Annotated in this window: 12 protein-coding genes and 2 rRNA genes (1 of these 14 only partly in view); 5 read left to right on the plus strand and 9 right to left on the minus strand. The window is 31.2% G+C overall.

Features of this window, described 5'->3' with window-relative positions; all coding sequences use genetic code 11:
• Positions 1-276: 276 nt before the first annotated feature.
• Genes SYO3AOP1_RS01740 through SYO3AOP1_RS01765 form a run of 6 tightly spaced genes read right to left on the minus strand, consistent with a single transcriptional unit; the run spans position 277 to position 6,362 of the window.
• A complete protein-coding gene (locus SYO3AOP1_RS01740) occupies positions 277-897 on the minus strand; it encodes a hypothetical protein (RefSeq protein WP_012459066.1) in 621 nt (206 codons plus the stop codon).
• A gap of 5 nt (positions 898-902) precedes the next feature.
• Complete coding sequence (locus tag SYO3AOP1_RS01745; RefSeq protein ID WP_012459067.1) at positions 903-2,576, minus strand: tetratricopeptide repeat protein; 1,674 nt, start codon at positions 2,574-2,576, stop codon at positions 903-905.
• Entirely contained in the window at positions 2,576-3,427 is an 852-nt protein-coding gene (locus SYO3AOP1_RS01750; RefSeq protein WP_012459068.1) for a universal stress protein, read from the minus strand. The genes SYO3AOP1_RS01745 and SYO3AOP1_RS01750 overlap by 1 nt, the downstream gene beginning before the upstream one ends.
• The gene (gene leuD, locus SYO3AOP1_RS01755; RefSeq protein WP_198001801.1) at positions 3,417-3,917 is read right to left on the minus strand and encodes a 3-isopropylmalate dehydratase small subunit; all 501 of its coding nucleotides are present in this window, start codon (positions 3,915-3,917) and stop codon (positions 3,417-3,419) included. Before leuD ends, SYO3AOP1_RS01750 begins: the two co-directional genes overlap by 11 nt.
• On the minus strand, positions 3,907-4,929 hold the full coding sequence (locus SYO3AOP1_RS01760) for a hypothetical protein (protein ID WP_012459069.1): 1,023 nt from the start codon (positions 4,927-4,929) through the stop codon (positions 3,907-3,909). The genes leuD and SYO3AOP1_RS01760 overlap by 11 nt, the downstream gene beginning before the upstream one ends.
• 2 nt (positions 4,930-4,931) lie before the next feature.
• Entirely contained in the window at positions 4,932-6,362 is a 1,431-nt protein-coding gene (locus SYO3AOP1_RS01765; RefSeq protein ID WP_156769233.1) for an N-6 DNA methylase, read from the minus strand.
• Positions 6,363-6,518: 156 nt separating this feature from the next.
• Between SYO3AOP1_RS01765 and SYO3AOP1_RS01770 the strand changes: the two genes are divergently transcribed.
• The 5 genes from SYO3AOP1_RS01770 (at position 6,519) to SYO3AOP1_RS01790 (ending at position 11,189) form a co-directional block, all read left to right on the plus strand.
• Entirely contained in the window at positions 6,519-7,244 is a 726-nt protein-coding gene (locus tag SYO3AOP1_RS01770) for a hypothetical protein (protein WP_012459071.1), read from the plus strand.
• 159 nt (positions 7,245-7,403) lie between these two features.
• On the plus strand, positions 7,404-9,065 hold the full coding sequence (locus SYO3AOP1_RS01775; protein ID WP_012459072.1) for an IS200/IS605 family accessory protein TnpB-related protein: 1,662 nt from the start codon (positions 7,404-7,406) through the stop codon (positions 9,063-9,065).
• Between the two features lie 49 nt (positions 9,066-9,114).
• Complete coding sequence (gene trpS, locus SYO3AOP1_RS01780; protein ID WP_012459073.1) at positions 9,115-10,293, plus strand: tryptophan--tRNA ligase; 1,179 nt, start codon at positions 9,115-9,117, stop codon at positions 10,291-10,293.
• Between the two features lie 91 nt (positions 10,294-10,384).
• Positions 10,385-10,747 carry a hypothetical protein gene (locus SYO3AOP1_RS01785; RefSeq protein ID WP_012459074.1) on the plus strand — a complete coding sequence of 121 codons (363 nt, stop codon included), beginning with the start codon at positions 10,385-10,387 and terminating at the stop codon, positions 10,745-10,747.
• Between the two features lie 34 nt (positions 10,748-10,781).
• Positions 10,782-11,189: a hypothetical protein gene (locus SYO3AOP1_RS01790; RefSeq protein WP_012459075.1), complete on the plus strand. Its 408-nt coding sequence runs from the start codon at positions 10,782-10,784 to the stop codon at positions 11,187-11,189.
• Positions 11,190-11,330: 141 nt separating this feature from the next.
• On the opposite strand, the gene SYO3AOP1_RS09490 is transcribed toward SYO3AOP1_RS01790, so the two are convergent.
• The 3 genes from SYO3AOP1_RS09490 to SYO3AOP1_RS01800 all read right to left on the minus strand — a co-directional run.
• A complete protein-coding gene (locus SYO3AOP1_RS09490; RefSeq protein WP_281340769.1) occupies positions 11,331-11,465 on the minus strand; it encodes a hypothetical protein in 135 nt (44 codons plus the stop codon).
• Positions 11,466-11,954: 489 nt separating this feature from the next.
• Positions 11,955-12,072 (minus strand): 5S ribosomal RNA (rrf, locus tag SYO3AOP1_RS01795).
• Positions 12,073-12,113: 41 nt separating this feature from the next.
• Positions 12,114-12,620, minus strand: a 23S ribosomal RNA gene (locus SYO3AOP1_RS01800); it runs 2,437 nt beyond the window's last position.

Consider the following 12,620-nt stretch of genomic DNA (forward strand, 5'->3'; position numbering starts at 1 on the left):
TAACCTCCTGTAAATGTCTATAAATTTATCATTTCTCTGCTTGCCTTTCATTTCATTTAACAACTTTAAAATTTTTATCGTTTTTAGAAGCTATGGAATTACTAAATGCTCATTTTTTGTACGCTTGATAATAGCCAATTGCAATATTTACTGAAGCTGTCTTTAACAAGAGATAAATATTTTACATCAGAGCTTATTCCCTTTTCCTGCAGTAAAGTCAAAACTCTTGGAAACATTTAAAGAGCCTTCTACTATTGAGAAGTTTACAGCTTATTCCTATTTAGCAAAGTTCAAATTTGATATATTAAGCTTCATTAAAACACTGCCATTATTTGTAAGCTGAATTTCATTGTTTAAACCATACTCAACTGTATAATCTTTATAGATTATCTTTCTTAAATTTCCTTCTTCATAGACAAGTGTGTACTCAGGTCTGATTATCTTTAATGTATTGCCATCACATTCATACTTTTCATTTTCTTGAATGTTGAATTTTTTAGATATTAAACTTTTTAAAAGAGTTATATCTGTCAATGGTTTTGCTTGTGGCATATAAAGGGATATTAAGGATAAAATCTCTCCGGAATTACAAGATTCAAATCCTGAAGCTTTGACGCATAAAGAGCCATCTTTTCTTTCTATTGTCAAAAGATTTTTTCCAAAGGGAGATGATATATACATTTTTTCATTTTCTCTAAATTCTCCTTTTACTAATGCCGGCAAGCCAGAAACCATCGCAGAACAGGCAAAGCTAAATTTATCAGGAATGGTATTATCTTTTTGTTTTATCTCTTTAAATTTATTTTCACAGTAAAAAGGTTGAAATGTAGTTGTAGAACAAGAGTTTAAAAATAAAGCAGAAAACAGAACAATAATTAGAAATTTTAAATTTTTCATCTTACTTACCTCAAATCTTTAAGCTTTCTTAAAACTCTTTCTTTTTGATTTGGCTCTCCTTCACCCTTTTTATCTATTAGCTCTAAAGCTTTTTTGTAGTACTCTACAGCATCCTGTTTTTTGTTTAATTTTAGTAAAATATCTGCATAATGCTCATTTAATACCGGGTCATCGGGCATTTTTTCAAGTGCTTTTTTTATCAGCTTTTCAGCCTCAGTATAATTACCTTTTTTGTAGTACCCCCAACCAAGACTATCTAAATAAGCAGGGCTATCCGGCATTTTCTCGAGTGCTTTTTTAACAAGTTCAATGCCCTTGTCTATGTTTATTTCTCTATCTATGTAGGTGTATCCAAGATAATTTAAAGCATCAGGATAATCCGGTCTTAGCTCTAAGGATTTGTAAAGGGATTTTTCTGCTTCTTGCCAATTTCCAAGTTTATCAAGATAAATTGCCTTTATAAAATGAACGGTTGGATCATCCGGTGCTATACTTTCAGCTTCTTTAACAAGCTCAAGTGCTCTTTTTATATTTCCTTTCTTGTCTTCTATATCAGCCATTGATAAAAGAATTTTATAATCCTTAGGGTTTTGGACGTAAAGTTTGTTTAAAATTTCTAAAGCTTTATCGTATTCTTTTAGGTTTAAATAAACACTGACAAGTCTGTCAATAAGTTCTTGGTTGTCCGGCTGTTGTTTGTATAACTCTTCATAAATTGCTTTTGCATTTTGATAATCTTCCAGGGTTTCATAAGCCATTCCAAGCATAAATTTTAAGAATGGATTATCCGGATTTTCTTGTGAAGATTTTTTTAAATCTTGTAAAATTTCGTTAGATTTACCATACTTTATGTAAAGTAAAAATTTCTTTAATATAGCATCGTTGTCTTTTGGATTGAGTCTGATGATTTTATCTATAGTTTCTGCAGCATTATTGAAGTCATCTTTATCTACGTAAATCTGAAATAGTCTGTTTAAAGCTTCAAGATTATTAGGGTCATCTTTTAGTATGTTTTTGTAGATTTCTATTGCTTTATCGTAATTGCCGGATTGTCTGTAAATCTCGCCAAGAAGTTGCCATACTGGTTTATACTTTTTGTCGATTTGTAAAGATTTTTTTAGATACTCTTCTGCTTTTTGCGCGTTGTTTTCAAAAAGGTATATTCTTGCTATTTTGTAATAGATAGATGGGTCATCTTTTTTTATTGTAGCAAGCTTTTCTAAAAGCTCCTTTGCTTTGTTTAAATTTTTATTTTCAATATATTGGTCAATCAAAGCTGAAATTATTTTTTCATTGTTTTGAAATTTTTTATATCCTTCTTCCAATACAGCTAAAGCTTCTTTTTGATTTTTCGTTACGTTGTAAAAGAAAGATAAAAACAGATAAGTTTCTGGGTCGTTTTTAAATCTCTCTTTGTAAGTTTTTAGCAATTCAAAAGCTTCTTCTTTTTTACCAAGACTGTATGCGAGGAAAATCGTTTCTCTATAAACTGCAGGTGTGTCAGGCATACGTTTAACAGCTTCTCTACAAAATTCGTAGGCTGTTTTTATATCATGCCTGTCTTTGGCTATCTTACATATTCCGTAATAAAATAATGGATTTTCTGAAGATGGTTTTATGTTTATACCTGCAAATGCAGTATTACACAAAACAAGTGCTGACAATAAAAGTTTTTTCATTATTTACTCCTAAATACTAAAACAGCAGTCTTTGCTCCTTTAAGTATTTTATAAGATGTAGAACCTATAAACGACAACTTTCCGCCTTTATCTTTCCTTTTACCTGTAACTATAAGGTCAACGTTTTCTTTTTCTGAAAACTTTAAAATTTCCCTTTCCGGGAGACCTTCTTTGTATACAACCTCGATCGATGGATACTCTTCTTTTAGCTTTTGTAATTTTTCAATCTTATGCTGCCTTACTTTTTCATAAACTGATTTTATGTGAGTAAAATGTGAATCATTATCAACATGAATTACTGTAAGCTTTGAATTATAAATAGATGCTAAATCCAATGAAAATTTCAATGCTTCTTCAGAAGTAGGCAAAAAGTCATAGGCAACAAGTATATGATTATACTGAGTTTTGTCGTCTTTTATAACAAGTACCGGAATTTTGGACTTTGATGCTATTCTTAAAGAGTTGCTACCTATGGCTTTTTCTTCAATCTCTGATTTTTTATGAGATTTTACAATAATTAAATCAATATCATTGTTTTCGGAAAATTCTAAAACAGACTCAACAACTTGACCTTGTAAGATAATTGGAACTATACATAAACCTTCCGATTCAAGTTTTTGTTTATATTCAGATAAAGTTTCTTTAGCTTTTTCTTTTAAAACTTTTTGCAAATTTAAAAGAGCTTCTTTTTCTTCTGTCGGAAGCTCATCAAAAAATGGAACATTTGGCGGCTCTAAAACATAAACAATATAAACTGTTGCATTTTTAGCTTTGGCAATTTTAGAGCCGGCTTCTAAAACAGTCTTACTATCTTCTGTTAAGTCAATTGCTGTTAGTATCTTACGAAGCATTTTTTATTTTTTCCTTAGCGTATTCCATCAAGCCGCCGGCTTTTAAAATAGCTTGTAGATTTTCCGGTAGAGGTTTTATCTTATACTCTTTATTTTTAGTAACATTTCTTATAACACCTTGGTTAATATCAATCTCTAAAATATCTCCTTCCTCAGCCTCTCTTGCAGCTTCCGGAGATTCTATGATTAATAAGCCTAAGTTAATAGCATTTCTAAAGAATATTCTTGCAAAAGATTCAGCTACTACTGCAGCAATTCCAGCACCCTTGATGGCAAGAGGAGCGTGTTCTCTTGAAGACCCGCAACCAAAGTTTTTGCCAGCAACAAGTATATCACCTTCTTTTACTTTTGATGGAAACGTTGGGTCGGCATCTTCCATTACGTGTTTTGCAAGCTCTTTTGGGTCTGTAGTCACAAGATATCTTGCAGGTATTATTTGGTCTGTATCAACGTCATCTTTAAACTTCCAAACTCTTCCTCTAATCATAATTTCCTCCTAAATTTTTTAAACATCTTGCGGCATCTTCAATTAGCAATTTTAATCCATAAGTATTTACAAAAAAATTATTCTTATTATATTTTAACGCATTTTCAATATCTCGTATTTGAGATAAAACTTTGTTTTTATTGTCTTTATCTTTTAAAGAAATAAACTTGTTAAAATAAATTCCATCTAAGAATGAAACATAGTGAATATTATCACCATTTTCAGAATATTTAATAAATTCTATGATTTCGACAATTTGCTTATCTTGAGCTCCACCACTCTCTTTTATATGCTTTGCTTCTATTATGAAATAATGTTCACAGATTTTAATTACTACATCAGGATACTTATTTTGGTGTTCTCTGCCAAATCTATAATCAAGATGTTTCCTTTTTATAAAATCATCGAATATTTCTTTATCAGATTTATTACTATCAGGCAGTAGATAACATATTTTCTTACCTTCAAAATCTTTTAGATTTTCTACTTTCAGATATTCAGTATTAGAGATATTTAATATGTTCTCTAAAAGTGTCTCAATTTTTTTTATACCTAATTTACCTTTCTTTCTAGAAGCTCCAGCATCATATAATGCTTGAACAGTTGTATTTGTATAACCTAATCCATCGTAGATTTTTCTTCTATTTTCACAATAAAGCTCTAATATGCTTTTTAATATATCTTTTTTTTCTTCATTGCTATAGTCTTTAAAAGTTGAATAGGAAATATCTAAGGTTTTCCAGAAAGCGACAAACTCAGTATACTGAATTTGCTCAGTAGATTCGATTAAGTTAAGAATATTATTAAATATTTTTTGTAATACTGCTTCAGTATCTCCCTGTTCTTCTTTTAGTACACAATATGTAACTAATAGTTCTCTAAGTTTCTCTACTCTACTTATTAGTTCTTCATCATTTACGATTATTTGGTTTATAAAATATGAATCATCAAAAATGTTTTCTTTATACTTTAGAGATTCGTTCCAATAGTAAAAATTATCTCTTAATTCTACCATAACTACAAATTCTCCTTTAAGATTTTTAAAACTTTATTAATATCTTTTTCTTTAACCGATTTATAAAATACATTTTCCATTCTTTGGTTTAAAATTGACCAAGGAAACGTTTCTATTATTTTTTTTACTTGCGATAAGCCTAAATATTTCCTTGTGTATATACTGTCAGAATATTTATATGTAGTCATAAACTCACTATCTGTGATTTCTCTTAAATATTCAAGAATTAAATTAAAATAATTCTTTAAGAGATATTGCATATGAATAGGTAAAATGGGATTTAAAAATATTTGAATTGGATGTGTCCTATAAGGCTTAGAAACTATAATTCCATCAGCTTGGAAATCTTCTTGTATTATATATAATCCTGCCCTTTTATCTAAAGAACCTGTGTCTATCGTTCTAACATATAGAATGTTTGATTCTATCTTGTTATAAAGCTGCTCATTAACTTTTATTTCCTTTTTAGTATATCCTATCTTACTAAAATCATTTGCATCAACAACAATAATAGATTTATTTCCTTTATTACTCTGTACTTCATCGTGCGTTAAATAAAATTTTACACTTAAAGGATTTTTTGCTCTGTGTCTCTCCACAAAATCCTCAAATTCGTTCCCAGCTCTGTAATGATTTTTTGGTGTTAAAATGTAAGTTCTTTTTTTGATATTTGTATCACTAATCTTCAAACCTTCAAATACAACATCATGGATAGATATTTTATCTTTTCTCTCAAAAAAGAAAATACCAACATTTATACCTGTATTTTCAAATATTTTTTTCTCAAAGATAACAGCCTTATTTATTCTATATACTTTAAAAAACATATCTCTTATTTTGTTTGCTCCTGAAGAGCTAAAAATAAAATTAGTTGGAATTACATATATCATTTTTTGTATTTTATGATTTAAATCGTTAATCAATGCTATCTGATAAAGGTCTTGATATCCTTTATTATCTCCTTGAAAATACTGCAGATATTTTTGTGTTTCTTTATGTTTTTTTATATATCCAATGTATAAATAAGGTGGATTTGTAATGTGGTAAACAGGTAAATCATCATTTAGTAAATACTCAGGATAGTTTTTTAAAGTATCTAAGCATTTTATATTTTCTGAAGCAATTTCTTTTGGTATTCCATAATCTTCCGCCTTTTTTATAGCTTTTTCCACAATTTCACTCTGAATATCAAATAAAAAAATATGTTTTCTAAAATACTCAATCCTCTTATCTTCCGGTATGTTTTTAAGTATTGGTAGAATTAGATTTCCCTCTCCACCAAATAAGTCTACAAATTTATAGTCATACAACTTATCTTTTATTTCGGGAAAAATAAACTCATTGAATACATCTTCTGATGTAAAATGTTGTCCAAATAATCTGTATCTATTAACTTTTTGGTTAATAAAGCTGATATTTTGAATATCAAGCATCGTAGACATAGAATTATACTTCCCTATCAAATTTAATATAGAATTATTATAACAAAATACCTCGGGTGAGAAATACAAATATAAATAGAACATCTAAAAAAACTCCTTGGTGGCAGTTAAAATTTTAATAGCAAAAATTCTACCAAGGAGGTAAAAATGCAAAACTCTAATCTTTATTTTACAATATTTCAAAAAATCTCTGAGCATTTAACTATACTTTTAAACATTCAATCAAAAAGGAAAGCAGGTAGACCACCTAAGGTATCTGATTTACAACTTGCAGCTTTATATATCACATCCTACATTTCAAACACTCCTATTCTTACACTTGCCAGATTTCCAATTTATCCTTCTATTCAATCTTGGCATCTGTTTAGAAAATCAAAATCAGAAAGAGTTTATAAAATCCTCAGAGAATATTGGCTAAGAAGAATCACGATTATTATGATGCTTAAAATTGTTCTTGGAAAAAAGGGAAAGCTTATAGTAGATGGTACTATAATTGAAGTAGCAAGATTAAGTAGAGCAAAAACTAAAAAGATAAAAAGAGTTTCAGGAAAAAGATATTGGGTAAAAAGAAAGAGGAAAATATACAGCGAGCATTTGAAGAAAGAGATAGAAGATGAAAGTATTTACTATGGACTTTTGGTTATGGTAGTTTGTGATGAAAATGGTATGGTTTATGATATATGGTTTCATCCAGCAAGTTGTCATGAAGATAAACAAGAAAAGAGTAAAAGACAAATTATTGAAGCAGTGAATTCTCAAATAAAGAATTTCAATCTTATAAGTAGATGGAGAAAGATTAAGACTTTTGTTGCTTATCTATATGCATATGCTATTGGTTATAGCTTTTTTAGAAAAAGTAAACTATGGAGGTAATTTCTCACCCAAGGTGTATAATATAGAATTATTATAACAAAAATAAAAGGAGGTTAACAATAGTTGCTGATTTCTGTAAAAAAGTGTAAAAAAATATATATTGATGACATAAAAACAAAAGTGTAAAATTGTAAATAAAAGAAAAAAGAGTAAATAAAAATGATAACTCTGCAGTGCCAACTTGAATTTCAAAATAAGCAAGAGAAAGAGATTGTATTAGATTTGATGCGTAGATTTTCATCAGCAATGAGATATGCTTATCAAAGGTTATTGGAAGGTGAAAAAAGAAAGGATTTGAAAAAGAATTTATCAGAACTATTTGACATAAACACAAGATATTCAGATGATGCTATACTCTTGGCACACTCAACAATCGCATCATGCGAAGAAAGAGGTCAAAACCCAAAGAAGCTCATATTTGGCTCAAGGAAATTATTTGAGCAACTAAAGAAAAATCATTTAACAGGAAAAAGAAGAAAAGAGTTAAAGACAAGATGGAAAGAAAGCAGACAGGGAAATTTGTATTCAAGAGGAGATAAATCTAAACAAGGAAATCTGAATTTAAGATTTGAGTGGATTGATAATCAGCTTTACTTGAGAATAAACACAGGAAATAGACAGTATATCTATGCAAAAGTAATTAGAAGTGTTAAGAGAAAAAATGATAAATGGATAGAGTTTATGTTTATGCTGGAAAATGCGTATAGATACGAAGCGTGGTTTCCATACTCAGTCAGACTAAAAGTAAAAAACGGTAATGTATATGCTTTTATATCTATAGAAGAGAAACTACCACCTATTACAATCAAAAAAGACAATGGAATAATAGGTATAGATGTAAACGCATATCCATTTCATCTTGCATTGGCTTTTATAAGTAAAGACGGAAATTTAGAGAAATATGAAAGAATTAATCTAAACGAACTGTTAGAAGTAAATTCAGAAAAAAGACAATACTTAGAATGGCAAATAGCACATAAGATAATAGAGATTGCCAAGAGAGAAAACAAAGCAATATCTATAGAAAATCTGCAAAAACTACCAAAAGGCAAAAGAGGAGACGGATTTGCAAAACTAAGAAGAAGACTACAAAAATGGAGCTATAAAAGATTATTAGAAAAAATAGAAGTATTAGCAAGAAGAAGTGGCATAGAAATAATAAAAGTCAATCCAGCATATACATCAGTAATTGGAAAGCTAAAATACTCGCCACAATACAACATAGATAAAGATATAGCAGGAGCTTACGTAATAGCAAGGAGAGGGTTGGGATTTAAAGAGAAATTACCAAAGAATTACAAAGAACTTTTAAATGATACTGATTTTCTATCATACACTATAGCAAAAATTGAAGATAACATTAAAAAACTAAAACAAAAACTAAAAGAAGAGAAAAACGAATACAAGAGAAATAAACTAAAAAGCACATTAGCAAAATTAAGAAAAAACCTAAAAATACTACAACAACACGTCTCACTTCTCACATCTCACGTCTCACGTTTAGAAAGTGGAAAGAGTGAGACAGCTACCCAACAAACTGTCAACCAACGGAAGGAACAGGTGAGGGGCTTACTTACAGGTAAGCATAAAAGCTGGCAAGTTCTTTCCATAGCCTTGGCCTTCTGCTGTCTTGAAAGATCGTATAGAGATCTTTCTCCCTTAAAACAAATAATTGTTTTAGGAGATTGGATAGCAGTGGCTAACAGGTTAGTTCCTGTACTTGGTGCAGGGACTATGACACTTCCAAAATACCGCCTGTTGGGGTCGGAAGTGTCTGAAATGGCGGAATACAAATACCCCAACCCAAACTGTACAAACTGATTTTTACACTTTTTTACAGTTTTATACAGTTTGGTTGACCAGGCAATTTATGAGAATAGTTAGCGGTATGCGTCCTACAGGAAAGCTTCACTTAGGACATTACTTTGGCGTTATAAAAAACTGGCTAAAATTACAAGATAGCAATGAATGTTTTTTCTTCGTTGCAGATTGGCATGCATTAACAAATAAATACAAAGAAACATCCGATTTAAAACAAAATATTTACGACCTTGTAATAGATTGGCTTTCTTGCGGTATTAATCCAGAGAAGAGTACTATCTTTGTCCAATCAGGAGTTAAAGAACACAGCGAGCTTGCATTACTCTTTGGCATGATAACACCAAAAAGCTGGCTTGAACTAAATCCATCGTACAAAGATTTAAAATTTAATTTAATTTTCCAATATATAAGAGACTTTCTATTTGGAAAAAACATAAAAATAGACCAAGACAAATTACATGAGATTGTGTATAAAGCTTTTTACCACAAAAAAGATATAGATTACGAAGGATTAACGAAAGATTTAACAGATTTAAAAATCAAACAAGAGATAGTAAATGAAATAGTTCACAACATAAAAGAAGGAGATATTGGAAAAGATATAGACACATTCGGATTCTTTGGATATCCTATTTTAATGGCAGCCGACATCTTAATCTATAATGCAGATGCAGTTCCGGTAGGAGAAGACCAGCTACCACATATAGAGATAACAAGAGAAATAGCAAGAAGATTTAACAATCTTTACAGTCCTATATTTAAAGAACCGCAAGCTTTATTAACAGAATCATCAAAGCTTCTTGGAACAGATGGTAGAAAAATGTCTAAATCTTACAATAACACAATAGTATTAAGCGAGCCGAGAGAAACTCTTGAGAAAAAAGTATTATCTATGAAAACAGACCCGCAAAGACTTAAAAAAACTGACCCAGGAAGACCAGAAATCTGTAACGTATTTTCTTATCATAAATATTTTACAGATTCAGAAGATGTAGAAAAGATTCAAGTAAAGTGTAAAAATGCCGAAATAGGATGTGTAGAGTGCAAAAGAATTTTATTTGAGAATATAGATAAATTTTTATCTCCTATAAGAGAAAAAAGAAAAGAATATGAAGAAAATATTGGATATATTGAGAAGATAATTATAACTGGAACAGAAAAAGCTAAAGAAGTTGCAATAGAAAATATGAAAAATGTTAGAAATACAATGGGATTAATAAATTTTTGAAAAATTACAAATTTTTAATTTGACTTTTTGAATGACATGAAGTAATATTAAAATAAGATTAAGAAAAAAATTCTATCAGGAGGTATTAAAGATGAAAAAATTATTTGTAGTAGCGTTAGCGGTAGGTTCAGTAGCATTAGCAAGCTGTGCAAACTATGCAACAAAGGAGTACGTAGACCAACAAGTAGCAGGAGTTACTGAAAAAGTTAACTCTGTAGATGCTAAATTATCAGCATTAGAGAGAGAGGTTGCTGCTTTAAAATCTTCTGGAAATGCTACATCAGCAAAAGTTAACGATTTAGAAGCTCAAATTAATCAAATGAAAAACACATGCCCAGAAGCATGCAATGGAAAAATTTCTGCTTTAGAAAAAGATGTTGCTGAATTAAAAGAAAAAGTAGAAAAACAATCTGCTCATATGGAAAAAGAAGTTGAAAAATCTATGAGAAAATAATTTTCACTATCTATTGTAAAGTGAGGAGAAAGAAATGAAAAAGTATATATTAATTGGTGTTGGATTATTATCCTTATATTCATATTCAAACGCTCAAACATCACAGATATGTTGTTATGATACACCGACAGGTAAAGAGGAATACGCAACAAAAGAATATGTAGATTCAAAATTTGCACCAATTTTTCAGAAACTTGATAATATCAATAGCAGAGCAGAAGCTCTTTCTAAAGAATTAGCAAACTTAAAAAATGCTTCATCTACCGTTTCTCAAAAAGTTGCAGACTTGGAAGCTGCTTTAAATTCTTTAAAAGGTTCTTGCCCATCAGCATGCAATGCTAAATTATCTGAAGTTGAGAAAAATATTGCTGAATTAAAAGAAAAAGTAGAAAAAAGATCTGCTCATATGGAAAAAGAAGTTGAAAAATCTATGAGAAAATAATTTTCTTTCGCCCTCCCTTTATGGGAGGGATCTTATTATATTCAAAAAGATTTTAAGTCATAAGTCATAAGCTTTTATTAAGCTGAAAATAATTAGAATCACTACACATTCCAAATATCATTTCAAGACAGACCTAAGATCTCATTTTCTTCCTTCTTGCAACTTGTTCTTTTTACTTCTTTCATCTCCCAATGGTGTAGAGTTTACATATTCTTCTTTAAGCTCGATTTTTAAAGTGATAGTTCTTACAGCCTTTATGCTCCACTGTTGACTCATCTTCTATCTTTCAAAGCAATTGAAAGACATATTGGCTAAACCTTCTAAATTATGGCAACTTCGGAATTAACCAAAACTCATAAATAAAAACTATCGTTATCACATTCGATATGAAGCTCTACTTTCATAAAGATACCATGTATTAAGAAATCCATAAAGTCTTTTAGTAAATTTTGGCTTTAATAGGACGTATTCAAAATCAGCTTATTTAGTTTCTTTAAGAAATCTTAGAATTTTCTGATAATTTGATGAAAAACACCTGACAGTGATGAAAAAATAGATTAAAATGGATAGATTTCTTTGATTTTCAATAGAAAGACTTTTTAATTTAAGTCTATCAGGCAGCAACCAGTGTTTTAAATATGATTATTAGAAAAGGATTTTTTAAGGATAATCGATCATTTGAAAAGAGATTTTGTGATTTGAAAATTGATAATTTCCCACTGGGCTTTTTCTATGATAAAAATGCATTTAAAAATAAATCAAAAACCCCGGCGTCGACCTACTTTCCCGACCGGTCTCCCGGCCAGTATCATGGGCGCTGGTGGGCTTAACTGCCGGGTTCGGAATGGAAGCCGGGTGTTTCCCCACCGCTATGGACACCAGGGATTTGGCAATTGAACAGGTTAGTAGGACTGTAAGTAGTAAAAGGCCAAGCCAAACGGGCGATTAGTACTGCTTGGCTCCACCCGTTACCGAGCTTCCACCTGCAGCCTATCAACGTGGTAGTCTCCCACGGCCCTTCAGGGATACCTTATCTTGAGGTGGGCTTCACGCTTAGATGCTTTCAGCGCTTATCCCGTAGCAGGATGGCTACCCAGCTCTGCTCTTGGGGAACAACTGGTACACCAGAGCCTGCCCCATCCCGGTCCTCTCGTACTAAGGATGGCTCCTCTCAAGTATCCTGCGCCTGCGGCGGATAGGGACCGAACTGTCTCACGACGTTCTGAACCCAGCTCGCGTGCCGCTTTAATGGGCGAACAGCCCAACCCTTGGGACCTACTTCAGCCCCAGGATGCGACGAGCCGACATCGAGGTGCCAAACCCCGCCGTCGATATGGGCTCTTGGGCGGGATTAGCCTGTTATCCCCGGAGTAGCTTTTATCCGCTGATCGCATGCCCTTCCACTCGGAACATGCGGGTCACTAAGCCCCG

The organism is Sulfurihydrogenibium sp. YO3AOP1, from assembly GCF_000020325.1.
Taxonomy (GTDB): Bacteria; Aquificota; Aquificia; order Aquificales; family Hydrogenothermaceae; genus Sulfurihydrogenibium.